Raw genomic sequence first — 26,788 nt, forward strand, 5'->3', positions numbered from 1 at the left:
CAGGGAACGGGCACGGGAACAACTACGGGAAGAGGAACGGGAGCGAGTGACGTGGTCGACGTCCCGGGACCGCGCCCGGCGCGCGCCGTACGGCTGCGCCCGGTGGGCGACGGAGAACTCGAGCTGCAGTACCGGGTGGTGCACGGCTACCGGCGCGCGTTCCGGATGGCCGGCGCCGGGCCGGCGCTGGTGCTGATCCACGGCATAGGTGACTCCTCCGACACCTGGGCCGGGCTGATCCCCGACCTCGCCCGCACCCACACCGTCATCGCCCCCGACCTGCTCGGCCACGGCGCCTCGGACAAGCCGCGCGCCGACTACTCGGTGGCCGCCTACGCGAACGGCGTGCGCGATCTGCTCACCTCGCTCGGCATCGAGTCGGCGACGCTGGTCGGGCACTCGCTGGGCGGCGGAGTGGCGATGCAGTTCGCCTACCAGTTCCCCGAGCGCACCGAACGGCTCATCCTGGTCAGCGCGGGCGGGGTGGGCCGCGAGGTCAACCCGGTGCTGCGACTGGTCTCGCTGCCGGGCGCCCATCTCGTCCTGTCGACACTCCGACTGCCCGGCATGCGGCTCCAAGTCGGGCTCGCGGTACGGCTGATGAGGCTCCTGGACACCGATCTCGGCCAGGACGCGCCGGAACTGCTCACCCTCGTCGACGCGCTGCCCGACGAGACCTCGCGCAACGCCTTCATCCGCACCCTGCGGGCGGTCGTCGACTGGCGCGGGCAGGTGGTCACCATGCTGGACCGCTGCTATCTGACCGAGGGCATGCCGACCATGCTGCTGTGGGGCGACCGGGACAGCGTGGTGCCGGTGCGGCACGCGTACGGTGCGCACGAGGCGATGCCCGGCAGCCGGCTGGAGATCTTCGAGGGGGCCGGCCACTTCCCGTTCCACACCGACCCGGCCCGGTTCGTCGCCCTGGTCGAGGAGTTCACGGCCACCACCGCCCCCGCCGACTGGAGCCGCGAGAGCTGGCGCGAGCTGTTGCGGGCGGGACGGCCCGGCACGGCGGCTGGGCAGCCGGACACGGCCCGCTCCCGTGCGGTGGAACGGGATCTGCGGGAGGCGAGCGAACGCAGCGCGACGTGATCCGAGGCGCGTACGGGACGCGTCGTGCCCGAGGTCAGCCCTGTGGCCCGAGATAGCCCAGTGACGCCTCGATCCGCCCCGCCAAATGGTCCCGCTGACCCCGTGCCGACGAAACCGCCAGCCACGTGCGGCACTTGCTGGCCAGCAGCAGGCCGAAGGTCTCGGCCTCCTTCTCCTCGGCCTGGTCGAAGTGACTGCGTGCGGCGACCTTCAGGACCGTCGAGCGCAGGTCGGCCCGGTCGTCGAGGAGACGGGCCGCCACCGTGGCGCCCTCGATGCTGTGGCTGCAGTGGCCAGCCTTCATGTGCCACAGCTCGTGGCCGAGGATGACCAACTGGTGGTCGGGCGCGGTGCGTTCCTCGATCACGACGAGGTCCTGGTCGGGCATGTCCAGCCACAGCCCGCTCGCGGTGCCGGGCGGGAAGGCGGACGTACGGAAGAGGACGGGACGGCCGCGGCGTCTGCTCATGGCGTCGCACAGGGCGCCGTACAGCTTCTCCGGCGCCGCCGGCGCGGGAAGCGCCAGCTCCGCGACCAACTCGCCGCACAGGCGGCGCATTTCCCTACCGATGCCCACAGGTCTCCCGTTCTCCCCGCATCACGACTCGGGCCGCTTGACGCTCTCCAGGAGCATGTCCAGCCACTCGGCGACCTTGTCGCGGTGCTGGTCGGTGGGCAGCTGGGCGGCTCGCCAGGCGATGCCGCGCACGCCGTGGTCCTGCAGGAGCTTCTCCAGCGGATCCTCGACGGCCTGCGCCGTCTCGCGCTCGGCCAGCTTCTGCAGCAGATCCTGCTCGGTGCGCTGGAGGGCGCCCGCGAGTGCCTCGGGGTCCTCGGCCGTGAGGAATCCGGCGTGTACGCGGAAGAAGCGCTGGATGGCGTCGCAGTGCTCCATGGTGGGGCGCCGGTCGCCGTTGATGAGCGCGCCCGCCTGCTGGCGTGACATGCCCGCGCCGTCGGCGATCTCCTGCTGGGTGTACTTGCGGCCGTTCGGCTTGAGCCGGGTGCGGCGCAGCAGGTCCAGGCGCTGGAGGAAGCGGGCCTGGATGTCCGGCTCGCCCGCCGGGCGGCCGCTCAGCAGGGCCTTGACCACGGGCACCGGGACGCCGGAGGCCACGGACAGGCGGCCGGAGTCGAAGACCTCCGCGTGCGGCACGCCGAGCCGGTCGGCGAGCGCAGTGACACGAGCGACGACGGCCGGCAGCGCAGCCGTCGGCGTGGCGCCCGGACCCTCGATGCCATCCGTCACCGACAGATCTCCTACGTCTCTCACAGGCTTCTCACAAGCGGTTGCCGTGAACTGGACGGAGATTACCCGCTGGTTCGAACTCACATCCAGGTCTCGCCACAACTGTGTCCAATTTCAGCCGTCAACAGGCATGGAATGCCACGATAGTTGACACGACTCGGACCCGGGCAGCAGGATCAAGGCGCCGCGCGAAGGCCGCATAGGCAAGAGGGGTGACCTCCCGATGGCATATCAGGCAGGTGGGCAGCGGTCCGTGCCGCGGCCCGTCCCCGAGAGCTGCGAGGCCCAGGCGTATCTGCGGGACTACGGCACTCTCCTGGAGGCCGTGCCCTTCCCGTCCGTCATCCTCGATCACCGCTGGGACGTGGTTCTCGCGAACGCCGCTTTCGCGTCACTTTTCCGCGCGGTGGGCCCGCACGCGACCGCCATGCCCGACGACAACTTCCTCCGGTTCGTCCTCTTCCACCCGGACGCGAGCACGGTCCTCGGCGAGCACGAGTCCAGCTGGTGCCTGCCCATGCTGGCCCACTTCGCGGCCGCCGTGGAGCGCAACGGCCATGACCACGGCTTGCAGGCCATCCGCCGGGAGATCGCCCAGGACCCGATCATGGAGGCCGCCTACCGGCAGGGCCTGCCGCACTGGATCCGCGCGGTCGGCGAGCGGGCCGTCGTGCAGGACGGCGCCGTACGGCCCTTGCTGCACCCCGATCCGCGCTGGGGCGCGACCGAGTGCCGGGTCGTCGACGAGACGCCCAGGACCCTTCAGGAGATGGGCTACACCCGGCTGACCCTGGTGTTGCGTGAGGTGCGCCGGGACCGGCCCAGGGGGCGTGGGGTGCGCCGCACCGCGAGCCACCTGAGAGTCGTTCCCGCCACCGAGGACTGAACGGGGCACCGTCGGCGTTCAGGTCGCCGACGGCGCCCCGTCAGCGCGACGGATTCCTTGTCCTCTTTCTTGTTCTCTCTCGCCGCATTTCCCCGTATCTGCATCATTCCCAGCGTGAGCGACATGTGACATAGTACTGGTGTGAGCAAGCGACTGACCTGCAATGTCGTGGTCGTCGGCGCCGGGATGGTGGGCGCGGCCTGTGCCCTTTACGCGGGCCGGGCGGGCCTCGACGTGATCCTCGTGGACCGCGGCCCGGTGGCCGGCGGCACCACCGGGGCCGGGGAGGGCAACCTCCTCGTCTCCGACAAGGAGCCGGGCCCCGAGCTGGACCTCGCGCTGCTGTCCGGTCGGCTGTGGGGCGAGCTGGCGCAGGAGTTCGGGGAGGCCGTCGAGTACGAGTCCAAGGGCGGAGTGGTGGTGGCCTCCTCGCCCGACGGGCTCGCGGCGCTGGAGCGCTTCGCCCAAGGGCAGCGGGCCGCCGGGGTCGTCGCCGAACCGGTGGCGGGTGACGGGCTCTACGACCTCGAACCCCACCTGGCCCCCGGCCTGCCCGGCGCCGTCCACTACCCCCAGGACGCCCAGGTCATGCCCGCTCTGGCCGCCGCCCACCTGCTCCGCGCATCCGGCGCCCGCCTGCTCACCGGTCACACGGTGACCGACGTGCTGCGCGCGCCGGACGGCGCCGTGCGCGGGGTCCGTACGGACAAGGGCGACATCCACGCCCCGGCCGTCATCAACGCGGCCGGCACCTGGGGCGGTGAGCTAGCCGCACTCGCGGGCGTCCGGCTCCCCGTCCTCCCCCGGCGCGGTTTCGTCCTCGTCACCGAACCCCTCCCGCGCCGGGTCCGGCACAAGGTGTACGCCGCCGACTACGTGGCCGACGTGGCCAGCGACTCGGCCGCGCTGCAGACCTCACCGGTCGTCGAGGGCACGGCCGCGGGGCCGATCCTCATCGGGGCGAGCCGGGAACGGGTCGGCTTCGACCGGACGTTCTCGCTGCCGGTCGTACGGGCGCTGGCCGCGGGGGCGACCCGGCTGTTCCCGTTCCTGGAGCGGGTGCGCGCGATGCGCTCCTACCTCGGTTTCCGCCCGTACCTGCCCGACCACCTGCCCGCTGTCGGCACCGACCCCCGTGTCCCCGGCCTGTACCACGCCTGCGGTCACGAGGGCGCGGGCATCGGACTCGCCACCGGAACCGCCCACTTGATCGCCCAGACGCTGACCGCGAAGACCCCCGACCTGGACCTGACCCCGTTCCGCCCCGACCGTTTCGCCGCGGAGGCCATGTGAGAACCCCTCTGGAACTTGCCGACGCCCAGCCGGGCCCGGCGTTCACGGTCACCCTGGACGACCGCGAGATCGAGGTGCTGCCCGGCCGGACCGTCGCCGCCGCGCTGTGGGCGGCCGGTGTCACGTCGTGGCGCAGCACCCGGGGCCAGGGCCGGCCGCGCGGCGTCTTCTGCGGCATCGGCATCTGCTTCGACTGCCTCGTGACCGTCAACGACCGCCCGAACCAGCGGGCCTGCCTTGTGCCCTTGCGCCCCGGCGACGCCATCCGTACCCAGGAGGGGACGGGCCACGATGACTGACCCGAACCGCAGCGGGGCGGTCCCGCACCTCGTCGTGATCGGTGCGGGTCCGGCGGGGCTGGCCGCGAGCGTCGCCGCCGCGGCGTGCGGTGTGCGGGTGACGTTGGTGGATTCGGCGGGGGAGGCGGGCGGGCAGTTCTACCGTCGGCCCGCTCCCGGGCTGCGGGCCCGTCGGCCGCAGGCCCTGCATCACCAGTGGCGCACGTGGGAGCGGCTCAAGGACGGCCTCGATCGGTACGTCCGAGCAGGCTGCGTAAGGCATTTGACGGAGCATCATGTGTGGTGCGTCGAGCGTCGTGGCGAGCCGGACCGGGGCTTCACCGTCCACGCGCTGCTCGGTCCCGAGCAGGAGGGCGCGGCAGAAGTGCGTGCCGACGCCGTGCTGCTGGCCACCGGTGGTTACGAGAAGGTGCTGCCCTTTCCCGGCTGGACCCTCCCCGGTGTCGTCAGCGCGGGCGGCGCCCAGGCCATGCTCAAGGGTGCCCTCGTGGTCTCCGGCCGCACCGCAGTGGTCGCCGGGACCGGGCCGCTGCTGCTCCCCGTGGCGACCGGACTCGCCGCGGCCGGGGTCGAGATCGCCGCGCTCGTCGAGTCCGCCGACCCCAAGGCGTTCGTACGGCAGTCCCGTGCGCTGGCGGCGCAGCCCGGCAAGGTCGCCGAGGGCGCCGGGTACGCGGCTCGGCTGCTGCGCCACCGGGCGCGACTCCTCGCCCGGCACACGATCGTCGAGGCGCACGGCACCGAGCGGCTGGAGGCCGTGACCGTCGCAGCGCTCGACGCCAGCGGGCGGGTCAGGCCGGGCAGCGAGCGCCGTGTCCCCTGCGACACCCTCGCCGTCGGCCACGGCATGCTCCCGCACACCGACCTCGCCGACACGCTGGGCTGCCGGCTCGACGGCCCCGCCGTGCACGTCGACGACGAGCAGCGCACCGACGTGCCCGGCGTCTGGGCCGCCGGAGAGACCACGGGCATCGGCGGCTCGGCCCTCTCGCTCGCCGAGGGCCACATCGCCGGATGCTCGGCCGCGGCCCGCCTGCGCGGCACCGAACCCGACCCGGGCGCATGGGCGGCGGCCGCCCGGGTCCGTGCCCGGCTGCGCGCGTTCTCCGCCGCGCTCGACTCCGTGTACGCCCCGCCCGTCCACTGGACCGAGCAGGTCACCGACGACACCGTCGTGTGCCGCTGCGAGGAGGTCACCGGCGGGGCGATCCGGGAGGCCGTGGCGGAGCTCGGTGCCGGTGATCCGCGGACCGTGAAGCTGCTGACGCGGGCCGGGATGGGCTGGTGCCAGGGGCGGATGTGCGGGCCCGCGGTCGCGGGGCTCGCCGGGTGCGAACTTGCGCCGTCCCGGCGGCCGTTCGCCCGCCCGGTGCCGCTCGGGATTCTGGCGCGTGCCGGAGAGATGGACCACCAGTAAAATGTCACACGCTATTGAGATGGGATCCTCATGAGCCACAGCGCCCACGCCCTCGCCTCCGACGACCGCCCCTGGCGCGGCGTCCTCGTCGCCACCGCGCTCCCGCTGAACGACGACCTCTCCGTCGACCACGGCAGGTTCGCCGAGCACTGCGCCTGGCTGGTCGAGAACGGCTGCGACGGCGTCGTGCCGAACGGCTCGCTCGGCGAGTACCAGGTCCTCACTCCCGAGGAGCGGGCCAAGGTCGTCGAGACGGCCGTCGCCGCCATCGGCGGAGCGCGCGTGATGCCCGGCGTCGCCGCCTACGGGTCCGCCGAGTCCCGCCGCTGGGCCGAGCAGGCGCGTGACGCGGGCTGCGCGTCCGTGATGCTGCTGCCGCCCAACGCCTACCGCGCCGACGAGCGTTCCGTCCTCGCCCACTACGCCGAGGTCGCGAAGGCGGGCGTGCCGATCGTGGCGTACAACAACCCCATCGACACCAAGGTCGACCTCGTGCCCGAGCTGCTGGCCAAGCTGCACGGCGAGGGCTACATCCACGGCGTCAAGGAGTTCTCCGGCGATGTCCGCCGCGCGTATCAGCTCGCGGAACTCGCCCCGGAACTCGACCTGCTGATCGGCGCCGACGACGTGTTGCTGGAGCTGGCGATCGCCGGTGCGAAGGGCTGGGTGGCCGGCTACCCGAACGCGCTGCCGAAGTCCTCCGTCGAGCTGTACCGCGCCGCCGTAGGCGGTGACCTGGGCACGGCCAAGAAGCTGTACGAGCAGCTGCACCCGTTGCTGCGCTGGGACTCCAAGGTCGAGTTCGTCCAGGCCATCAAGTTGTCCATGGACCTCGTCGGCCGGCACGGCGGTCCCGTTCGCCCGCCGCGCGTGCCGCTGCTGCCCGAGCAGGAGGCGGCGGTCCGGACCGCCACCGAGCGGGCCGTCGCCGCAGGGCTCGCCTGACCGCACTCGCGCAACCGCACCCGCGTCACAGCAACTCGCGTCACCGCAAAGGAGACTGGACCGTGCGCAGCAAACTCGTCCTGCAGGCCGTCGACTCGCACACCGAGGGCATGCCCACCCGGGTCGTCACCGGCGGCATCGGCACGATCCCCGGCGCGACCATGAACGAGCGGCGCCTGTACTTCCGTGAGCACCGCGACGACATCAAGCAGCTCCTGATGAACGAGCCGCGCGGCCACTCGGCGATGAGCGGGGCCATCCTCCAGCCTCCCACCCGCCCGGACTGCGACTGGGGCGTGCTCTACATCGAGGTCTCCGGCTATCTGCCGATGTGCGGGCACGGCACCATCGGTGTCGCGACGGTGCTCGTCGAGACCGGCATGGTCGAGGTCGTCGAGCCGGTCACCACGATCCGGCTCGACACCCCGGCGGGCCTGGTCGTCGCCGAGGTGGCGGTGGAGAACGGCGCCGCGAAGGCGGTCACCCTGCAGAACGTGCCGTCCTTCTCCGTGGCCCTCGACCGCAAGATCGCCCTGGCCGACGGGCGCACGGTGACATACGACATGGCGTACGGCGGCAACTTCTACGCCATCCTGCCGCTGGAGGAGTTCGGGCTGCCCTTCGACCGCTCCCGCAAGGACGACATCCTCAAGGCCGGACTCTCCCTCATGGCGGCGATCAACGCCGAGGAGGAGCCCGTCCATCCCGAGGACCCGTCCATCCGCGGCTGCCACCACGTCCACCTGGTCGCCCCCGGCGCCACCGCCCGGCACTCCCGGCACGCCATGGCGATCCACCCCGGCTGGTTCGACCGCTCACCCTGCGGCACGGGCACCAGCGCGCGGATGGCGCAGCTGCACGCACGCGGCGAACTCCCCACGCACACAGAGTTCGTGAACGAGTCCTTCATCGGGACACGGTTCACCGGGCGGCTCCTGGGCACCACTGAAGTCGCCGGCCGACCGGCGGTCCTGCCGAGCTTCACCGGCCGCGCGTGGATCACCGGCACCGCGCAGTACCTGCTCGACCCGTCGGACCCGTTCCCGGCCGGGTTCGTGCTCTGAGCGTCGAGGATAATGAGGCGCGTACCGCGTGACATTGCACAACGAGGAGACTCATGGCCGCCCAGCGCACCGGCGCCCCGCCCGCCCCAGCTGCCCCGGCGCTGCCCACCCTGGGCGGCAAGAAGAGCAGCTACCGGGAGCGGGTCGCCGACGCCCTGCGGGCCGCGCTGATCGCAGGCGAACTGCTCCCGGGCGAGGTGTACTCCGCGCCCACGCTCGCCGCCCGCTTCGGCGTCTCGGCCACCCCGGTGCGCGAGGCCATGCTGGACCTCGTCAAGGAGGGCCTGGTCGACACCGTTCCCAACAAGGGGTTCAGGGTCACCGCGGTCTCCGAGAAGCAGCTCGACGAGTACAAGCACATCCGGGCGCTCATCGAGATCCCCACGGTGGTGGAGCTGGCCAGGACCGCCGACAAGGTCTCCCTGGAGGCGCTGCGCCCCGCCGCCCGGGAGATCGTCCAGGCCGCCGTCTCCGGTGACCTCATCGCGTACGTCGAGGCGGACACCCGCTTCCACCTCGGCCTGCTCGCCCTCGCCGGCAACGCCCATCTCGTCGAGGTCGTCGGCGACCTCCGCAAGCGCTCCCGCCTCTACGGCCTGACCGCGCTCGTCGAGGCCGGCCGGCTGCTGGCCTCCGCCGAGGAGCACCTCGAACTCCTCGACGCGCTGATCGCCCGCGACGAGCAGGCCGTACGCGAGGTCATGACCCGTCACCTCGGGCACGTTCGCGGTCTCTGGGCGGCGAAGAAGTAGGTGCCACCGCAACGCAAGCCGCTTGCGTTGCTTGCGCTATTCTTGCGTACATGACGCGACGACTTGCCGAGGTGGCGAAGAAGGTCGGGGTCAGCGAGGCCACGGTCAGCCGGGTGCTCAACGACAAGCCCGGCGTCTCCGAGGCGACCCGGCAGGCGGTGCTGTCCGCCCTGGACGTCCTCGGCTACGAGCGGCCCACGCAGCTGCGCGGTGAACGCGCCCGCCTCGTCGGCCTCGTGCTGCCGGAGCTGCAGAACCCGATCTTCCCGGCGTTCGCCGAGGTGATCGGCGGAGCGCTCGCCCAGCACGGACTGACCCCGGTGCTGTGCACACAGACCAAGGGCGGTGTCTCCGAGGCCGACTACGTCGCGCTGCTGCTGCAACAGCAGGTCTCCGGCGTCGTCTTCGCCGGCGGGCTGTACGCCCAGGCCGACGCGCCGCACGACCACTACAAGGAGCTCGCCGACCGCAACATCCCGGTGGTGCTGGTCAACGCGGCCATCGAACACCTGGGCTTCCCGGGTGTGTCCTGCGACGACGCCGTGGCCGTCGAACAGGCGTGGCGGCATCTGGCCTCGCTGGGCCACGAGCGCATCGGGCTCGTGCTCGGGCCGGCCGACCACGTGCCGTCGGCGCGCAAGCTCGCCGCCGCCCGGGCCTTCGCCGGGGAGCTGCCCGAGGAGCGCGTGGCGCGGGCCATCTTCTCGATCGAGGGCGGTCACGCGGCCGCCTCCCGGCTGATCGACCGGGGCGTGACCGGCATCATCTGCGCCAGCGACCCGCTCGCGCTCGGGGCGATCAGGGCCGCCCGCCGCAAGGGACTTGGCGTCCCGTCGGAGATCTCCGTGGTCGGGTACGACGACTCGGCTTTCATGAACTGCACGGAGCCTGCGCTCACCACCGTCCGTCAGCCCATCGAGGCCATGGGCAGGGCGGCCGTGGAGCTGCTGAACGCGCAGATCGCGGGCAACGCCGTACCCGCCGAGGAGCTGCTCTTCGAGCCGGAACTGGTGGTGCGCGGTTCCACGGCACAGGCACCTCGTCCCTGATAGCCGACCTCCCGCTATCTAGATCCGTTCTCCTGTCAAAAAATTTCAAATCGCACGCGACATCTTGCGAATGGATGTCGCCGGTGCTTGAGTGTGCGGCGCCCACCGCTCCTGCCCAGAGGGGTCCACCGATGAGAAGCACCGGGTTCCGCCGCACCCTTGCCGCGCTGAGCGTCTGCTCCCTCGCCCTGGCCGCCTCCGCCTGCGGGTCGGACGGCGACGATTCGGCGAGCGGCAAGACCCGTATCACGGTCAACTGCATGCCGCCCAAGAGCGCCGAGGTCGACCGCGGGTTCTTCGAGCAGGACATCGCCTCCTTCGAGAGGCAGAACCCGGACATCGACGTCGTGGCCCATGACGCGTTCCCCTGCCAGGACCCCAAGACCTTCGACGCGAAGCTCGCCGGCGGGCAGATGGAGGACGTCTTCTACACCTACTTCACGGATGCCAGGCATGTCGTGGAGATCAACCAGGCCGCCGATCTCACGCCGTACGTCAAGGAGTTGAAGAGCTACGACACCATCCAGCGGCAGCTGCGGGACATCTACACCGTCGACGGCAAGGTCTACGGCATCCCGCGTACCGGCTACTCGATGGGCCTGATCTACAACAAGAAGCTCTTCGAGCGGGCGGGCCTCGACCCCGAACAGCCCCCGGCCACCTGGGAGGAAGTCCGCGCCGCCGCCAAGAAGATCGCCGGCCTGGGAGGCGGTACCGTCGGCTACGCCGACTACAGCGCCCAGAACCAGGGCGGTTGGCACTTCACCGCCGAGCTCTACTCGCAGGGCGGGGACGTGGTGAGCGCGGACGGCGAGAAAGCCACCGTCGACACCCCCGAGGGCCGCGCCGTGCTGCGGAACCTGCACGACATGCGCTGGACGGACGACTCGATGGGCAGCAAGCAACTGCTCGTCATCAACGACGTCCAGCAGATGATGGGCGCCGGCAAGCTCGGCATGTACCTCGCCGCGCCCGACAACATCCCGATCCTCGTCAAGGAGAAGGGCGGCGACTACAAGGACCTCGCCCTCGCCCCCATGCCCGGCGGCCAGGGCACGCTCATCGGCGGCGACGGCTACATGGTCAACAAGAAGGCGAGCCCCGAGCAGATCCGCGCCGCCCTGAAGTGGCTCGACCACATGTTCCTCACCCCCGGTGACGGCTTCCTCGGCGACTACGCGCGCGCCAAGAAGAACGACGCCCCCGTCGGACTGCCCGAACCCCGTCTGTTCGCCGGAGCCGCCGATGCCAAGGACCAGCAGGTCAAGAAGGCCAACGCCAACGTCCCGGTGGAGAACTACCAGGCCTTCCTCGACGGAAACCAGAGCCTCGACATGAAGATCGAGCCGCCGAGCGCCCAGCAGATCTACTCCGTCCTCGACGGTGTCGTCTCCGCCGTCCTCACCAAGGAGGACGCTGACATCGACCAGCTCCTCAAGGACGCGTCCGGGAAGATCGACGGCATTCTGGCCCGGGGCTGACGGCCATGACCAGGACGGCTCAGCGACGGACCGTCGCGAAAGTCGTGGTCCGGCCGATGCAGGCGCCGCCCCCGGCAGGGGACCGGAGGCGGCGCCGCCTCGCCGACCAGGCCCGTGCCTACGGCTTCCTCCTCGGCGGACTCGTCTGCTTCGCGCTCTTCTCCTGGTACCCGGCGATCCGCGCGGTCGTGATCGCCTTCCAGAAGTACACGCCCGGCAGCGACCCGCAGTGGGTCGGCACCGCCAACTTCACCCGCGTCTTCGCCGACCCGGAGTTCGCCGCCGCCTGGCGCAACACCCTCGCCTTCACCCTGCTCGCCCTGCTGATCGGCTTCGCGATCCCCTTCGTACTCGCCCTGGTCCTCAACGAGTTGAGGCATGCCAAGGCGTTCTTCCGGGTCGTCGTCTACCTGCCGGTGATGATCCCGCCGGTGGTCAGCGCCCTGCTGTGGAAGTGGTTCTATGACCCCGGAACCGGCCTCGCCAACGAGGCGCTGCGGTTCCTGCACCTGCCCACGTCGAACTGGTCCAACGGCGCCGACACGGCCCTGGTCTCCCTCGTCGTCGTCGCCACCTGGGCCAACCTGGGCGGCACCGTCCTGATCTACCTGGCGGCGCTCCAGTCCATCCCGGGGGAGCTGTACGAGGCAGCCGAACTCGACGGCGCGAACCTGCTGCAACGAGTCCGCCATGTGACGATCCCGCAGACCCGCTTCGTGATCCTGATGCTGATGCTCCTTCAGATCATCGCCACCATGCAGGTCTTCACCGAGCCGTTCGTGATCACCGGCGGCGGGCCGGAGAACGCCACGGTCACCGTCCTCTACCTCATCTACAAGTACGCCTTCCTCTACAACGACTTCGGCGGCGCCTGCGCGCTCAGCGTGCTGCTCCTCGCGCTGCTCGGCCTGTTCTCCGCCGCGTACCTGAGGCTGACCCGCTCCGAGGGGGACGTATGAGCGCCACCCGCACCCTCGTCTCCCCGGCCGTGCTGGCCCGCCCGCGCGGGAAGGCCGTCTACTGGGCCGTCTTCACCGGGGTCGTCGTGCTCTTCGCGCTCGCCTTCCTGTTCCCGGTCTACTGGATGGTGACCGGTGCGACGAAGTCCCCGGACGAAGTGGCGCGGACGCCCCCCACCCTCGTACCGCAGACATGGCACCTCAGCGGGTACACCGACGCCTGGGACCTGATGCAGTTGCCCACCCACCTGTGGAACACGGTGGTCCAGGCGACCGGCGCCTGGGCGTTCCAGCTCGTGTTCTGCACGGCCGCCGCCTACGCCCTGTCCAAGCTGCGGCCCGCCTTCGGCAAGGTGGTCCTCGGCGGGATCCTCGCCACCCTCATGGTTCCGGCGCAGGCGCTGGTGGTGCCCAAGTACCTGACCGTGGCGGACCTGGGCCTGCTCAACGACCCCCTCGCCATCTGGCTCCCGGCCGTCGCCAACGCCTTCAACCTCTACCTGCTGAAGCGCTTCTTCGACCAGATCCCGCGCGATGTGCTGGAGGCCGCCGAGATCGACGGGGCGGGCCGGCTGCGCACCCTGTGGTCGATCGTGCTGCCCATGTCCCGGCCGGTGCTCGGCGTCGTGTCGATCTTCGCGCTGGTCGCCGTCTGGCAGGACTTCCTGTGGCCGCTGATGGTCTTCTCCGACACCGACAAGCAGCCGATCAGCGTGGCCCTCGTGCAGCTGTCGCAGAACATCCAGCTCACCGTGCTCATCGCCGCGATGGTGATCGCCAGCATTCCCATGGTCGCGATGTTCCTGGTGTTCCAGCGGCACATCATCGCCGGCATCAGTGCGGGCGGCTCGAAGGGCTGACGCCGCCCCTCCGACAGAAAGGCACCCACCGTGGGACAGCCCACCCATGCCCGCAAGCCGCGCGAAGCGCAGGACTGGTGGCGTGACGCCGTCATCTATCAGGTGTACGTCCGCAGCTTCGCGGACGGCGACGGCGACGGCACCGGGGACCTCGCGGGTGTCCGTGCCCGGCTGCCGTACCTCGCCGAACTCGGCGTGGACGCGCTCTGGTTCACGCCCTGGTACGTCTCACCGATGAAGGACGGCGGCTACGACGTCGCCGACTACCGTGCGATCGATCCGGCCTTCGGCACGCTGGCCGAGGCGGAGAAGCTCATCGCCGAGGCGCACGGACTCGGCATCCGCACCATCGTCGACATCGTGCCGAACCATGTCTCGGACCAGCACCCCTGGTTCCGGGCGGCGATCGAGGGCGGCCCGGAACGGGACCTGTTCCACTTCCGTACGGGCCGCGGCGCCCTCCCGCCCAACGACTGGCGCTCCCAGTTCGGCGGCCCGGCCTGGACCAGGCTGCCCGACGGCACCTGGTACCTGCACCTGTTCGCCCCCGAACAGCCCGACCTCGACTGGGCCCACCCGGCCGTCCGACGGGAACACGAGGACATCCTGCGCTTCTGGTTCGACCGAGGTGTCGCCGGCGTCCGCATCGACTCCGCCGCCCTCCTCGCCAAGGATCCCCGCCTGCCGGACTTCACCGAGGGCCAAGACCCCCACCCGTACATCGACCGCGACGAACTCCACGACATCTACCGCTCCTGGCGCGCGATCGCCGACGAGTACGGCGGCGTCTTCGTCGGCGAGGTCTGGCTCCCCGACACCGAACGCTTCGCCCGCTATCTGCGCCCCGACGAACTCCACACCGCATTCAACTTCTCGTTCATGACCTGCCCTTGGGACGCCGCGCGGCTGCGCGCGGCCATCGACGAGACGCTCGCCGAGCACGCGCCGGTCGGCGCTCCGGCGACCTGGGTCCTGTGCAACCACGACGTGACCCGCACCGTCACCCGCTACGGCCGTGCCGACACCGGCTTCGACTTCGCCACCAAGGCCTTCGGCACCCCGACCGATCTCGCGCTCGGCACCCGCCGGGCCCGGGCGGCCGCTCTGCTGTCGCTGGCCCTGCCCGGAGCCGTCTACGTCTACCAGGGCGAGGAGCTCGGCCTGCCCGAGGCCGACATCCCGCTCGACCGCGTCCAGGATCCGATGCACGCCCGCTCCGGGGGGACCGACCCGGGCCGGGACGGCTGCCGCGTGCCGTTGCCGTGGGCGGCCGACGCACCCCACGCGGGCTTCGGCTCGCGTGAGGAGCCGTGGCTGCCACAGCCCGTCGACTGGGCCGCGTACGCGGCCGACCGTCAGGCCGCGGACCCCACGTCGATGCTCGCCCTCTACCGCCGCGCGATCGCGCTCCGGCCGGTGTTCGCAGGCGGCCCGCTCACCTGGCTGCCCGCACCCGACGGCGTGCTCGCCTTCACCCGCGCACCGGGTGTCACCTGTGTGGTGAACCTCGCGGCCACCCCCGCCGAGCTGCCCGCCCACACCGAAATCCTCGTGGCCAGTGGCTCGTTGGACACCGACGGGCGGCTGCCGAAGGACACCGCGGTCTGGCTGCGCGCCTGAGACCGCGGCCCGCTGTCCCCGTACCCCCACCACGAAGGGATCCGCCATGCAGTACCCGCGCAGATCTGTCAGGATCATGCCAACCTCGCTCACTGTCGCCCTGGCCGCCGGCCTGCTCACCGCCACGGCCCCCACCTCCCACGCGGCCGCCGGGGCCACCCTCCCCTTCACCTCGGTCGAGGCCGAGTCCGCCGCCACCACCGGCACGAAGATCGGCCCCGACCACACCCAGGGCACCCTCGCCTCGGAGGCCTCCGGACGTCAGGCCGTCCGTCTCGCCGCAGGCCGGCGCGTCGAGTTCACCGCGCCGCGCGCGGCCAACGCCCTCAACGTCGCCTACAGCGTCCCCGACGGCCAGACCGGCACGCTGAACGTGTACGTCAACGGAACCAAGCTCGCCAGGACCATCCCCGTCACCTCCAAGTACTCGTACGTCGACACCGGCTGGATCCCCGGCGCCAAGACCCACCACTTCTACGACAACGCCCGTCTGTTGCTCGGCCAGAACGTGCAGGCGGGCGACAAGGTGGCCCTGGAAGCCGCCAACGCCGAAGTCACGGTCGACGTGGCCGACTTCGAGCAGGTCGCCGGCGCGGCCGGGCAGCCCGCCGGGTCGGTGTCGGTGACGTCGAAGGGCGCCGACCCCAGCGGGCAGGGCGACTCCACCCAGGCGTTCCGGGACGCCATCGCCGCCGCGCAGGGCGGGGTGGTGTGGATTCCGCCGGGCGAGTACAGGCTGACGTCCTCCCTGAGCGGCGTCCAGAACGTCACCCTCCAGGGCGCGGGCAGCTGGCACTCGATCGTGCGCACCTCGCGCTTCATCGACCAGTCCAGCTCCTCCGGAGGCGTCCACATCAAGGACTTCGCGGTCATCGGCGAGGTCACCGAACGGGTCGACTCCAACCCCGACAACTTCGTCAACGGCTCGCTGGGACCGAACAGTTCGGTCTCCGGCATGTGGCTCCAGCACCTCAAGGTCGGCCTCTGGCTGATGGGCAACAACGACAACCTCGTCGTCGAGAACAACCGCTTCCTCGACATGACCGCCGACGGCCTCAACCTCAACGGCAACGCCCGAGGCGTCCGCGTCCGCCACAACTTCCTGCGCAACCAGGGTGACGACGCCCTCGCCATGTGGTCGCTGTACGCACCGGACACGAACAGCAGCTTCGAGAACAACACGATCACCCAGCCGAACCTCGCCAACGGCATCGCGATCTACGGCGGCACCGACATCACCGTCAAGGACAACCTGATCTCCGACACCAACGCCCTCGGCAGCGGCATCGCGATCTCCAACCAGAAGTTCCTCGACCCCTTCCACCCGCTGTCCGGCACCATCACGGTCGACGGCAACACGCTCGTCCGCACCGGCGCCATGAACCCCAACTGGAACCACCCGATGGGCGCCCTGCGCGTCGACTCCTACGACAGCCCCATCGAGGCGAACGTCCGCATCACCAACACCACCATCACGGACAGCCCGTACAGCGCCTTCGAGTTCGTCTCGGGCAGCGGGCGCGGCTTCGCGGCGAAGAACATCACCGTCGACGGCGCGACCGTGCGCGACACCGGCACGGTCGTCGTCCAGGCCGAGACCCAGGGCGCCGCCACCTTCCGCAACGTCACCGCGACCGGCGTCGGCGCGGCGGGCGTCTACAACTGCCCCTACCCGTCCGGCTCCGGCAGCTTCACCCTCACCGACGGCGGCGGCAACTCCGGATGGAGCAGCACCTGGTCGGACTGCTCGACCTGGCCGCAGCCCGGTCAGGGCAACCCGGACCCGGATCCGAACCGCAACCTGGCCAAGGGCCGCCCCGCCACGGCCACCGGCTCACAGGACGTCTACACGCCGGGCAAGGCGGTCGACGGCGACGCGAACACCTACTGGGAGTCTGCCAACAACGCCTTCCCGCAGTCCTGGACGGTCGACCTCGGCTCGCCCGGGGCGGTCCGCCGACTGGTGCTGAAGCTGCCCCCGTCCTCGGCCTGGGGCGCGCGCACCCAGACCGTCACCGTGCTGGGCAGCACCGACGGCTCGACCTACTCGACGGTCGTCGGCGCCACCGGCTACCGCTTCGACCCGGCCACCGGCAACACGGCCACCGTCGCCCTTCCCGACGGCACGAACCTGCGGTATCTGCGGCTGTCCGTCAGCGCCAACACCGGCTGGCCGGCGGGACAGTTCAGCGAGGTGGAGGCGTATCCGACTTCGTGACGGCGTCCGTCGCAACCCCGCGCTTCGCCGCCTGGATCTGCGCGTACACATGGGTGCGCAGCTCGGCGAAGCGCGGATCCACTCGGGTGTGCAACTGGTCGCGCTCGACGGGCAGTTCGACCTTCAGCTGCTCCTGCACGACGGTGGGGGAGGCGGACAGCACGATCACCCGCTCGCCCAGGTAGACGGCCTCGTCGATGTCATGGGTGACGAACAGGATGGTGATGCCGCGCTCGCGCCAGAGCCCCCGGACGAGGTCCTCCAGATCGGCCCGCGTCTGCGCGTCCACCGCCGCGAACGGCTCGTCCATCAGCAGCACACGGGGCTCGTAGGCCAGCGCCCGGGCGATGGCGACCCGCTGCTGCATACCGCCGGACAGCTGCCACGGATACGCCCCCACGGCGTCCGCGAGCCCCACCGACTCCAGCGCGTCCCGCACCAGCTCACGACGCCGCGCCTTGCCCAGGTTCTTCTGCCTGAGCGGAAGTTCGACGTTCTCACCGACCCGCATCCAGGGAAACAGGCTGCGCCCGTACTCCTGGAACACGAAGGCCATCCCGGGCGGCGGGCCGCTCACCTTGCGCCCCTCCAGCAGCACTTCGCCGCTCGTCGGCGCGAGCAGACCGCCCATGCACTTCAGCAGGGTCGTCTTGCCGCAGCCCGAGGGGCCGACGAGACAGACCAGTTCGCCGGCGTCGACGGTGAAGGTGAGGTCGCGTACGGCCTCCACGCGCCGTCCGGACCCCTCGTAGACCTTCTGCAGGCCGCGTACGTCGAGCATGGACCGCCCCTTCACGATGCTCGTCACTCAGGACCGCCGGGTGGTCGCGCGCAGACCGTGGTACCAGCCGAGCACCCGGCGCTCGACCAGTCGGAAGACGACGGAGAACACGAAGCCGAGCAGTCCGAGGACCAGGATCCCGGTCCACATGTCGGGGATCGCGAAACTGCGCTGGAACTGGACGACGGTGAAGCCGATGCCGTTGTTGGCGGCGAACATCTCGCTGATGACCATGAGGATGATGCCGATGGACAGCGCCTGGCGCAGCCCGGCGAAGATCTGCGGGCTCGCGGAGCGCAGCACCAGATGGCGCAGCCGGGCGATCCCCGTGACGCCGTACGAGCGGGCCGTCTCCAGCATCACCGAGTCGACCGCGCGCACGCCCTCCACGGTGTTGAGCAGGATCGGCCACACGCAGCCGCTCGCGATCACGACGATCTTCATGGTGTCGCCGATGCCGGCGAACAGCATGATGACCGGGACGAGTACGGGCGGTGGCACGGCCCGCAGGAACTCCAGGACCGGTTCGCACACCGCGCGGACGCCGCGGTAGGAGCCGATGACCGTGCCGAGCGCCACGCCGACCACGGCGGCCGTCGCAAAGCCGCCCAGCAGTCGCAGGAGGCTCGGCACGACGTCCGTGCGCAGCCGGTCGGCCGTCCAGACGTCCGGGAAGGTGTCGAGGATCGTCCGCAGTGGCGGCCAGAAGGGGTCCGTGCTGCCGTCCGACGCCGCCCACCACCCGGCGACCAGCACAACGGGCAGCGCGACCGCGAAGAACACGCGCGCCAGCAAGCGCCCGATCACACCGCCACCTCCCCGCGCACCGACTGGTGCCAGGCCAGCGCCCGCCGCTCCACCGTACGTGCGCCGACGTTGATGAGCAGCCCCAGCAGGCCCGCGACGACGACGAGCGCGTACATCTCCGGCACCGCCTGCGAGGTCTGCGCCACCGCGATCTGCTGACCCAACCCCGGCGCCCCGATGACGAGTTCGGCGGTGATCGCGAGGATCAACGCCACCGCCGCGGCGAGCCGCACACCCGTCATGACATACGGCAGGGCCGTCGGCCACAGCACATGGCGCACACGCGCCCAGGTGCCGAGGCCGTAACTGCGGGCCGTCTCCTCGGCGACCGGGTCGACGTCCTGGACGCCGTACAGGGTCTGGATCAGCACCTGCCAGAAGGAGGCGTAGACGACCAGGAGGAGCACCGACTTCAGTTCGGTGCCGTAGAGCAGCACCGCCAGCGGGATCAGCGCCACCGACGGGATCGGGCGCAGGAACTCGATGGTCGAGGCCGTCAGCTCGCGCAGGTACGGCACGACGGAGACGAGCACTCCCACCACGATGCCCGCGCAGGACGCGATCGCCAGGCCCAGCGCCCAGCCGGTGAGGGTGTCGCCGAGCGCGGTCCAGAAGGCGGCGTCGGCGACCTCGTCCGCGAGCGCTTCGGCGATACGGCTCGTCGGCGGGAAGTAGGCCTCCTTGACCAGGCCGAGCCGCGGCACCGCCTCGCCCAGGGCGAGGAAGGCCGCGAGCCCGGCCGCCCCCAGTGCGACGTTCGCGCCCCTCACGTGTTCACATCCCTCACGCCGGTTGCGTCCCTCACGGCAGCAGCGCGTCCAGGTCGGGCGTCTTCTTGAAGAGGCCGTCCTCCTCGCCGAGCTTCATCAGGGCCTCGATGGACGAGCGGTTCGCCTCGGCCGGCCACTGGGGCAGGGTCACCTGGTCCAGCACGTTCGCCGGGATCTTGGTGTACGTCGTGACGATCTGCCGTGCCTCGTCCGGATGGGCCTCGGCGTACGCGAGGGACTCGGCGGTGGCGTCCTGGAACTTCTTGACCACGTCCGGGTTCTGCCGCGCGTACTGCGTCGAGGTGAAGTACATCGCGACGGTGAGCTCCGGCGCGATGTCGATCAGCGGCGAGGCGATCTCCCGGCCGCCCTGGCTGCGGATGGTGGCGGTCGCCGGCTCGACCACGCACGCGGCGTCGATCTGGCCCTGGTCGAGGGCGGCGGGCATCTGGTCGAAGGCCATCTCGACGAGGGTCACCTTGTCCGGGTCGCCGCCCGCCACCCGCACCGCCTGGCGGACCGCGGTCTCGTTGATGTTCTTCAGCGTGTTGATGGCGACCTTCTTGCCCTCCAACTGCTTCGCCGACTTGACGGGGCTGTCCTTCTTGACCATCAGGCCGTTGAAGTCCTTGCCCCGCACGCCGGTCGAGGCGATGCCGTTGGCCACGGCCTTCACGGGGACGCCGTTGGTCTGAGCCACCATCAGGGACGTCACATTGCTGAACCCGAACTGGAACTGCCCGCTCACCACTCCCGGCACGATCGCCGCACCGCCCTGCGCGGTGGTGAACTCCAGCTTCAGGCCCTGCTTCTCGAAGAAGCCCTTCTTCTGGCCGAGGTACAGCGGCGCGACATCGACGATGGGGATGAGCCCGAGCTTGACGGTGGTGATTCCACCGGACGACGCGCCCGGGTCCGGTGATCCGCCGTCGGACGAGCCACAGGCCGTCGCGACGAACAGCAGGGCGCCGGCGGTGAGACCGGCGGGCAGACGACGCATGGCTCCTCCTGTACAGACAACGGTGCAACGGTGTTCCGACAGGTTGTGCGCAAGGCGCACAGTAGTGCGCAAGGTTGCTCAGCGGGAAGGTAGAAGCCTCGAACGAGTCCGGTCAATGGGTTCATCAAGGGTTCACCGACAACATTGTTGACACTTCTGGAGGTGGCGATGTCCGCCGAAGCCCGCGCACCGCACTTCGTGAAGTCCTTCGAGCGCGGTCTCGCCGTCATCCGCTCCTTCGACGCCGAACATCCCGCCCGCACGCTCAGCGAGGTCGCCCACACCTGCGACCTGACCCGCGCCGCCGCCCGTCGCCTGCTGCTGACCCTCGCGGACCTCGGCTACGTCCACCAGGACGGCCGCCTCTTCCGTCTCACCCCGCGCGTGCTGGAACTCGGCTACTCCTACCTCTCCAGCTACACACTGCCCCAGATCGCCGAACCGCATCTGGAGCAACTCGTCGCGCAGGTACGGGAGTCGTCGTCGCTGTGCGTCCTCGACGGCGACGACATCGTGTACGTCGCCCGGGTCCCGACCCGCCGCATCATGACCGCGGCCATCACGGTCGGCACCCGCTTCCCGGCGTACGTGACGTCGGTGGGCCGGGTGATCATCGCCCATCGGCCGGACGAGGAGATCGAAGTCCGGCTCGCCCAGACCGAGTTGAAACCCCTGACCGAGCGGACCGTCACCTCGCCGGACGCGCTGCGGGCGGAACTGCGCCGTGTCCGCCGGCAGGGCTACGCCGTCGTCGACCAGGAGCTGGAGGAGGGGCTGAGGTCGGTCGCCGCCCCGGTGCGGGACCGGGGCGGCGAGGTGGTGGCCGCAGTCAACATCGCCGTGCACGCGGGCCGCAACTCCCTCGACTCCGTGCGCCGGGACCTGCTGCCGCATCTGCTGGCGACCGTCGCCCGGATCGAGGCCGACCTGCGGATCACAAATCCAGGACCAGTCGCTTCCCCCGGCAGCGGGACACGCAGATCATCATCGTCTCGCCGCTCTCCTGCTCCTCCTTCGTGAGTACCGAGTCCCGGTGGTCCGGGGTGCCGTCGAGCACGTCGGTCTCGCAGGTCCCGCAGGTGCCCTCGGTGCAGGAGTAGAGCACCTCGACACCGGCCGCGCGCACCGTGTCCAGCAGGGAGACACCGGGCGCGACGGTGAGCGTCAGCCCGCTCTGCGCCAGCTCGACCTCGAACTCCCCGTCCTCACCGACGGGTTGGTCCTTCGCCTGGAACCGCTCGACGTGCAGCACCCCGGACGGACACCGCTCCTCGACGGCGTCCAGCAGTGGACCGGGACCGCAGCAGTAGACGAGCGTGCCGTCGGGTACGTCGTCGAGGACCGAGGCGAGGTCCAGCAGCCCGGACTCGTCCTGCGGCGAGATCTCCACGCGTTCGCCGTACGGCCCCAACTCCTCGGTGAACGCCATGGATCCGCGCGTACGCCCGCCGTAGAGCAGCGTCCACTCGGCGCCCGCCGCCTCCGCCGCGGCCAGCATCGGCAGGATCGGGGTGATGCCGATGCCGCCGGCGATGAAGAGGTAACGAGGCGAGGGCTCCAGCCGGAAGTGATTGCGCGGACCGCGCACCCGGACCTTGGCGCCCTGCCCCACCTGCTCGTGCACATGGGCGGAGCCGCCGCGCCCGTCCGGTTCCCGCAGAACGGCGATGCGCCACCGCGTCCGGTCGGCCGGATCGCCGCACAGCGAGTACTGCCGCTCCAGGCCCGGCCCCAGCACGACGTCGACGTGGGCGCCGGGCTCCCAGGCCGGGAGCGGCTCGCCCAGCGGGTGGCGCAGGGTGAGGGCGAGCACGCCGTCGGCCGCGAACTCCCTGCTGTCGACGACGAGTTCGGCTTCGTACACGTCACTCATGAGCTGGTTCCTCGCGGCTCGTGTCCTTGCGGGTGGGAGAGCATCCACTCCCACATCTCCACCGGGTCCTGCGCGGTGTGCTCGCGGCCGCAGTGACAGGTGCCGTGCAGGACGTCGGTGCCCGGCAGCCAGTCGATGCGGTAGATCTCGCCCGTGGGACTGGTCACTGGACCTTCTCCATCGGCTTCGCGCCCTCCTCGACCAGCCGGGCGAGGATACGGCGGGCGGCCAGACCGCCGGTGTCGATGTTGATGCTCAGCTCCTGGTAGCCGTGACGCTCGGTGCCGAGGGTCTTCTGGAGCAGATTGAGGGCGGTGACGTCCTGCATCACGACCGTGTGGTTGTTGCCGCGCAGGAACTCGGTGACCTCCTCGTCGTCCGTCGCCCAGTCCCGGGAGACCGCCCAGAAGTCGTACACCTTGCCGTCGCCGGACGGCGTGATGGCGTACGTGACCTCGGTGTGGAAGCCGTTCGGGTCGCTGCCGTCCGCCTCGGGCACCACGCCGACCGGAGCGACGCGGCTGTGCAGCAGGTACAGGCACGGGGCGTGGTACTCGATGTCCTGCCAGCGGGTGATGCGGCCCTCGATGCCGGTCGACTTGGCGTAGAACGGCGGGCACTCGGCGTCGTCCATGTGCCGGCTCACCCGCACGATCCCGGCGCCCTCGTCGACCTCGGTGGTGATCGGCGTCTCGGCGACCTCGGGGGTGCCGATGTAGCCACCGTGCAGGTAGGTCTCGTGGGACAGGTCGAGGAGGTTGTCCACGAGGAGGCCGTAGTCGCAGTCGATGGGCTCCATGCCGCGCACGGTGACCCAGCCGGGGGAGTCGAGGTGCCTGGCCCGCGGGATGCCCTGCGGGTCGGCGAGCGCCGGGTCACCGATCCACACCCAGATCAGGGAGTCCTGCTCGACGACGGGGTACGAGGCGACGCGCGCCGTGCGCGGAACACGCTTCTGCCCCGGCACGTACACACACGCCCCCGTCGTGTCGTACGTGAACCCGTGGTAGCCACACACGATCCGGTCGCCGTCGAGACGGGTCGGGGCCTCGGACAGCGGGTAGCGCCGGTGCACACAGCGGTCGTGCAGGACGACCGGCGTCCCCTCCTCCTCGGTGCGGTAGAGGACGAGCGTCTCACCGAGGATCGTCCGGCCGAGCAGCTCGCGCCCGACCTCATGGCTGTAGGCGGCGACGTACCACTGGTTCCTGGCGAAGGCAGTCGTGTGCGGCATGGCGTTCCCGTCCCTGTCGGCGGGGCGTCGTCGCCCCGCGTGCCGTGGTTGGAATCAGGGTCGTGACGCACGGGGTCGCTCGGCAAGGTGGCTTCCGTCAGGCGGAAGGTGTTCCGTGAACGGGCTGGTCAGGGCGTAGTCGGGGGCGACGCGGGTCTGTCCGGCGTCGGCGAACTCCGTCCCTGCCAGGTGCTGGGCCCATTCGGTCAGCACGCACTGCACCTATCGGTGCCGCCGTCGGCCGGGAGCCGGCGAGGACCGGTCACGCGTCGGCGTCACCACTCCTCACCGGGCCGGCTCGACCACAGCGACCTCACCCCGCCGGCGCGCTGATCTCCCTCTTGAGAATCTTGCCGCTGGGGCCGGTCGGCAGCGTGTCCACGAGCCATACCTCGCGCGGGTACTTGTACGCCGCCACCCGCTCCTTGACGAACAGCTGGAGCTCGTCGGGCGTGGCCACGGCACCGGGGCGCAGCACCACCGCGGCCGCGATCTCCTCGCCCAGATGCGCGTCGGCAACGCCCACCACCGCGGCCAGCGCGACGGCCGGGTGCTCGTGGAGCACCTCCTCGATCTCGCGCGGGTAGACGTTGTAGCCGCCGCGAATGATCATGTCCTTCTTGCGGTCGACGATGTACAGGTAGCCGTCCTCGTCCTGGCGCGCGAGGTCGCCGCTGCGCAGCCAGCCGTCCTGGATGGTGGCCGCCGTCTCCTCCGGGCGGTTCCAGTACCCCTTCATCACGTTGGGCCCGCGCACGGCCAGTTCGCCGATCTCGCCGGGAGCCACGTCCTGGCCCTTGTCGTCGAGGAGCCGCACCTCCACGTCCTTGATCGGGGTGCCGATGGACCCGGCCTTGCGCGGCCGGTCGGGGTGGTTGAAGGTGACCACCGGACTCGTCTCGGACATGCCGAAGCCCTCCAGCACCACGCACCCGAAGCGCCGCTCGAAGCCGTGCAGGACCTCCACCGGAAGCGAGGCCCCGCCGGAGACGCACATGCGCAGCGTGGACACGTCCGCCTCCGACGGGTGCTGGAGCAGCGCCGCGTACATGGTCGGTACACCCTCGAAGATCGTCGCCCGGTCGCGGGCGATCGCGTCCAGCACGGTCTGCGGGTCGAAGCGAGGGATCAGGGTCAGCGAGGCACCGGCGCGGACGGTCACGCTCATCGTGCAGATCTGGCCGAAGATGTGGAACAGCGGCAGACAGCCCACGACCACGTCGTCCGCCGTCACCCGCTGCACATGGACCGTGTTGACCTCGGTGTTGTGCCGCAGTCCGGCGTGGGTGAGCGTGGCGCCCTTGGGGCGGCCGGTGGTGCCGGAGGTGTACAGCAGCACGGCCACGTCCTCGCTGTCCGGCTCGCTCACCTCCGCCAGCGGCTCGTGACCGGCCAGCAGGCCCGCGAAGGCGTCCGGCTCGACGGCCACGTGCCGCACCCCCGCGGCGGCCGCACCCTGCGCACCCTCGCCCGGCGCCTGGTGCCACTCGAAGAGCATCTGCGCGCCCGAGTCGCGCAGGTGGTACTCGGTCTCCCGGGTCTTCAGCAGCGGGTTCATCGGCACGACGACCGCTCCGGCGCGCAGCACGCCGTAGTACAGGACGACGAACTCGGGAACGTTGGGCAGCATCAGAGCGACCCGGTCTCCCGGCCGTACACCCTCGGCCCGCAGCAGCGCTGCGGCCCGGGCGCTGCGCTCGTCGAGCTCCGCGTAGCTGGTGACCTGGCCCCCCAGCCGCAGCGCGGGGCGATCCGGCTGCCGCCGTGCCGTCTCCACCAGGAACTGAGCCAGATTGGCCATGACCGCCTCCACGAAAGTCGCCGTCGAAATCCGCCGTTCACGCTGACGACATCGTGCAGATGTCCGTGGCGACGGCCTATGTGCGGTACGACAGCGTCTGCCCTCCCTGATTGTTCCCGAGAACAAAACAGGGGCGTTACGCTGCGGGAATGAACCTCTCAGGGGTGGTCTCGGCGCTGCATGCGAGGCTGCCGGAACTGGGCGAGCGGATGGCGCAGCGCATCCGCTCGGACGTCGACGCCTACAAGGACGAGACGCTGATCCCCTTCGACTCGCTGCGCCGCTCGTGCACCGCCAACGCGGACCTGCTCCTGGACCAGCTCGGCCGCGCGGGCGCACAGGACCCGAGCCCGGCCCGGGAGACCGGCCGCATCCGCGCCGAGCAGGGCGTGCCGCTGGCGGACACCCTGCACGCGTACCGGATCGGCTTCGAGCTCCTGTGGACGGACATCCTCGCCGAGGCACGCAACCGCCCCGAGGTCACCGACGCCCAGTTGGTCTCCCAGTCGGCGGAGATCTGGGCCCTGTTCGGCCGCTACGCGGAGGCGGTCGCGGCGGCCTATCGGGAGACCACCGCCGAACTGACCTCGCGGCGTCAGGCACGCCGCTCGGCACTGGTGGAGGCGCTGTTCGCCGGCGTCATCGCCGACCGCACGCTGTGGGAGGCCGCCCGCGAGCTGGGGCTGCCCGACCGCGGGCCCTACGTGGTCGCCGTGGCGGCGGCCGACGCGCCCGGCGAGGAGCCGCTGGCGGGGACGGAAGCGGCGCTGCGTCAGGCCCAGGTCCACTTCGCCTGGCGACTGCTGCCCGACCAGCAGATCGGTCTGGCCGCCGTGCCCACGGCGACGGCGGAGAGCACCTGCCTGCGCATCCTGCGCCGGGCGGGCGCCCGCGTAGGTGTCAGCCCGTGCTTCCACTCACTGCGGGACACCCCCCAGGCCCTGCGCTTCGCCCGCCTGGCGCTGGCCGGCCTCCAGGGCACCGGCCCCGGCGTCGCGCGGTTCGACGACAACCCGCTGGCCATGGTCGTCGCCGCGGCCCCCGCCGAGGCGGCGCACCTCGTGGAGGTGGTCCTCCAGCCCCTGCTCGACCTCCCGGCCGCAGAGCGTTCCCGTCTCCTGGAAACCCTGGAGCACTGGTACGCCGCCGCCGGCTCCGCCACGGACGCGGCACGGAACCTCTTCGTCCACCCCAACACCGTCCGCTACCGGCTGCGCCGCGTCGAGGAGCTGACCGACCGCTCCCTGTCCGATCCGCGAGCGGTGGCGGACATCGGCGCGGCGGTGCTGGTCGTGCGGCGGGCGGGCGGGGCATCGAGTGACGTCACGCAGTGAC

At 70.9% G+C, this 26,788-nt stretch carries 26 protein-coding genes; 16 read left to right on the forward strand and 10 right to left on the reverse strand.

The genetic code is table 11. The annotated features are described in order from the left end of the window. The first annotated feature begins 51 nt into the window (after positions 1 to 51). On the forward strand, positions 52 to 1,095 hold the full coding sequence (locus tag EJ357_RS39985) for an alpha/beta fold hydrolase (RefSeq protein WP_126396599.1): 1,044 nt from the start codon (positions 52 to 54) through the stop codon (positions 1,093 to 1,095). Between the two features lie 34 nt (positions 1,096 to 1,129). Here EJ357_RS39985 and EJ357_RS39990 read toward each other — a convergent pair whose 3' ends face one another. Next, positions 1,130 to 1,654 carry a toxin-antitoxin system, toxin component gene (locus EJ357_RS39990; RefSeq protein ID WP_126400654.1) on the reverse strand — a complete coding sequence of 175 codons (525 nt, stop codon included), beginning with the start codon at positions 1,652 to 1,654 and terminating at the stop codon, positions 1,130 to 1,132. A gap of 39 nt (positions 1,655 to 1,693) precedes the next feature. Continuing rightward, entirely contained in the window at positions 1,694 to 2,344 is a 651-nt protein-coding gene (locus tag EJ357_RS39995; RefSeq protein ID WP_126396601.1) for a helix-turn-helix domain-containing protein, read from the reverse strand. 223 nt (positions 2,345 to 2,567) lie between these two features. On the opposite strand from EJ357_RS39995, the gene EJ357_RS40000 reads away from it, so the two are divergent. The 13 genes from EJ357_RS40000 (at position 2,568) to EJ357_RS40060 (ending at position 17,187) form a co-directional block, all read left to right on the forward strand. Then, on the forward strand, positions 2,568 to 3,230 hold the full coding sequence (locus EJ357_RS40000) for an MmyB family transcriptional regulator (RefSeq protein ID WP_175647685.1): 663 nt from the start codon (positions 2,568 to 2,570) through the stop codon (positions 3,228 to 3,230). 141 nt (positions 3,231 to 3,371) lie between these two features. After that, positions 3,372 to 4,523: an NAD(P)/FAD-dependent oxidoreductase gene (locus EJ357_RS40005; protein ID WP_126396605.1), complete on the forward strand. Its 1,152-nt coding sequence runs from the start codon at positions 3,372 to 3,374 to the stop codon at positions 4,521 to 4,523. Continuing rightward, on the forward strand, positions 4,520 to 4,822 hold the full coding sequence (locus tag EJ357_RS40010; RefSeq protein WP_126396607.1) for a (2Fe-2S)-binding protein: 303 nt from the start codon (positions 4,520 to 4,522) through the stop codon (positions 4,820 to 4,822). Before EJ357_RS40005 ends, EJ357_RS40010 begins: the two co-directional genes overlap by 4 nt. After that, positions 4,815 to 6,239 (forward strand): NAD(P)/FAD-dependent oxidoreductase, encoded by a 1,425-nt coding sequence (locus EJ357_RS40015; protein ID WP_126396609.1) that lies wholly within the window; start codon positions 4,815 to 4,817, stop codon positions 6,237 to 6,239. The genes EJ357_RS40010 and EJ357_RS40015 overlap by 8 nt, the downstream gene beginning before the upstream one ends. Before the next feature lie 30 nt (positions 6,240 to 6,269). Beyond that, positions 6,270 to 7,184, forward strand: coding sequence for a dihydrodipicolinate synthase family protein (locus tag EJ357_RS40020; RefSeq protein WP_126396611.1), 915 nt, complete (start codon positions 6,270 to 6,272; stop codon positions 7,182 to 7,184). Positions 7,185 to 7,246: 62 nt separating this feature from the next. Continuing rightward, positions 7,247 to 8,248 (forward strand): proline racemase family protein, encoded by a 1,002-nt coding sequence (locus tag EJ357_RS40025; RefSeq protein ID WP_126396614.1) that lies wholly within the window; start codon positions 7,247 to 7,249, stop codon positions 8,246 to 8,248. A gap of 53 nt (positions 8,249 to 8,301) precedes the next feature. Then, positions 8,302 to 9,000, forward strand: coding sequence for a GntR family transcriptional regulator (locus tag EJ357_RS40030; RefSeq protein ID WP_126396616.1), 699 nt, complete (start codon positions 8,302 to 8,304; stop codon positions 8,998 to 9,000). Positions 9,001 to 9,050: 50 nt separating this feature from the next. Beyond that, on the forward strand, positions 9,051 to 10,049 hold the full coding sequence (locus EJ357_RS40035; RefSeq protein ID WP_175647686.1) for a LacI family DNA-binding transcriptional regulator: 999 nt from the start codon (positions 9,051 to 9,053) through the stop codon (positions 10,047 to 10,049). A gap of 131 nt (positions 10,050 to 10,180) precedes the next feature. Beyond that, a complete protein-coding gene (locus tag EJ357_RS40040; RefSeq protein WP_126396618.1) occupies positions 10,181 to 11,530 on the forward strand; it encodes an ABC transporter substrate-binding protein in 1,350 nt (449 codons plus the stop codon). Between the two features lie 5 nt (positions 11,531 to 11,535). Continuing rightward, positions 11,536 to 12,489 (forward strand): carbohydrate ABC transporter permease, encoded by a 954-nt coding sequence (locus tag EJ357_RS40045; protein ID WP_126396620.1) that lies wholly within the window; start codon positions 11,536 to 11,538, stop codon positions 12,487 to 12,489. Then, positions 12,486 to 13,349, forward strand: coding sequence for a carbohydrate ABC transporter permease (locus tag EJ357_RS40050; protein ID WP_126396622.1), 864 nt, complete (start codon positions 12,486 to 12,488; stop codon positions 13,347 to 13,349). The genes EJ357_RS40045 and EJ357_RS40050 overlap by 4 nt, the downstream gene beginning before the upstream one ends. Before the next feature lie 30 nt (positions 13,350 to 13,379). Next, positions 13,380 to 14,969, forward strand: a complete 1,590-nt coding sequence (locus EJ357_RS40055) for a glycoside hydrolase family 13 protein (RefSeq protein WP_126396624.1) — start codon at positions 13,380 to 13,382, stop codon at positions 14,967 to 14,969. 76 nt (positions 14,970 to 15,045) lie between these two features. After that, complete coding sequence (locus EJ357_RS40060) at positions 15,046 to 17,187, forward strand: discoidin domain-containing protein (protein WP_175647687.1); 2,142 nt, start codon at positions 15,046 to 15,048, stop codon at positions 17,185 to 17,187. Here EJ357_RS40060 and EJ357_RS40065 read toward each other — a convergent pair. Genes EJ357_RS40065 through EJ357_RS40080 form a run of 4 tightly spaced genes read right to left on the reverse strand, consistent with a single transcriptional unit; the run spans position 17,156 to position 20,545 of the window. Beyond that, complete coding sequence (locus tag EJ357_RS40065; protein WP_175647688.1) at positions 17,156 to 17,968, reverse strand: ABC transporter ATP-binding protein; 813 nt, start codon at positions 17,966 to 17,968, stop codon at positions 17,156 to 17,158. The genes EJ357_RS40060 and EJ357_RS40065 overlap by 32 nt on opposite strands. A gap of 27 nt (positions 17,969 to 17,995) precedes the next feature. After that, positions 17,996 to 18,772: an ABC transporter permease gene (locus EJ357_RS40070; RefSeq protein WP_126400663.1), complete on the reverse strand. Its 777-nt coding sequence runs from the start codon at positions 18,770 to 18,772 to the stop codon at positions 17,996 to 17,998. Further along, the gene (locus tag EJ357_RS40075; protein WP_126396628.1) at positions 18,772 to 19,545 is read right to left on the reverse strand and encodes an ABC transporter permease; all 774 of its coding nucleotides are present in this window, start codon (positions 19,543 to 19,545) and stop codon (positions 18,772 to 18,774) included. Before EJ357_RS40075 ends, EJ357_RS40070 begins: the two co-directional genes overlap by 1 nt. Positions 19,546 to 19,576: 31 nt before the next feature. Next, complete coding sequence (locus EJ357_RS40080) at positions 19,577 to 20,545, reverse strand: ABC transporter substrate-binding protein (protein ID WP_126396630.1); 969 nt, start codon at positions 20,543 to 20,545, stop codon at positions 19,577 to 19,579. 168 nt (positions 20,546 to 20,713) lie between these two features. On the opposite strand from EJ357_RS40080, the gene EJ357_RS40085 reads away from it, so the two are divergent. Beyond that, a complete protein-coding gene (locus EJ357_RS40085) occupies positions 20,714 to 21,565 on the forward strand; it encodes an IclR family transcriptional regulator domain-containing protein (RefSeq protein WP_126396632.1) in 852 nt (283 codons plus the stop codon). Here the strand turns inward: EJ357_RS40085 and EJ357_RS40090 are convergent. From EJ357_RS40090 to EJ357_RS40100, 4 genes are all read right to left on the reverse strand, one after another. Next, a complete protein-coding gene (locus EJ357_RS40090) occupies positions 21,480 to 22,418 on the reverse strand; it encodes a PDR/VanB family oxidoreductase (protein WP_126396634.1) in 939 nt (312 codons plus the stop codon). The genes EJ357_RS40085 and EJ357_RS40090 overlap by 86 nt on opposite strands. Next, complete coding sequence (locus EJ357_RS48635) at positions 22,415 to 22,585, reverse strand: hypothetical protein (protein ID WP_175647689.1); 171 nt, start codon at positions 22,583 to 22,585, stop codon at positions 22,415 to 22,417. Before EJ357_RS48635 ends, EJ357_RS40090 begins: the two co-directional genes overlap by 4 nt. After that, a complete protein-coding gene (locus tag EJ357_RS40095; RefSeq protein WP_126396636.1) occupies positions 22,582 to 23,652 on the reverse strand; it encodes an aromatic ring-hydroxylating dioxygenase subunit alpha in 1,071 nt (356 codons plus the stop codon). Before EJ357_RS40095 ends, EJ357_RS48635 begins: the two co-directional genes overlap by 4 nt. Positions 23,653 to 23,965: 313 nt before the next feature. Beyond that, positions 23,966 to 25,453: a long-chain-fatty-acid--CoA ligase gene (locus tag EJ357_RS40100; protein WP_126396637.1), complete on the reverse strand. Its 1,488-nt coding sequence runs from the start codon at positions 25,451 to 25,453 to the stop codon at positions 23,966 to 23,968. Positions 25,454 to 25,617: 164 nt separating this feature from the next. On the opposite strand from EJ357_RS40100, the gene EJ357_RS40105 reads away from it, so the two are divergent. After that, on the forward strand, positions 25,618 to 26,787 hold the full coding sequence (locus EJ357_RS40105) for a PucR family transcriptional regulator (protein WP_126400665.1): 1,170 nt from the start codon (positions 25,618 to 25,620) through the stop codon (positions 26,785 to 26,787). The last annotated feature ends 1 nt before the right edge of the window (position 26,788 follow it).

It is taken from the genome of Streptomyces cyaneochromogenes (genome assembly GCF_003963535.1).
In the GTDB taxonomy this organism is placed as follows: domain Bacteria; phylum Actinomycetota; class Actinomycetes; order Streptomycetales; family Streptomycetaceae; genus Streptomyces; species Streptomyces shaanxiensis.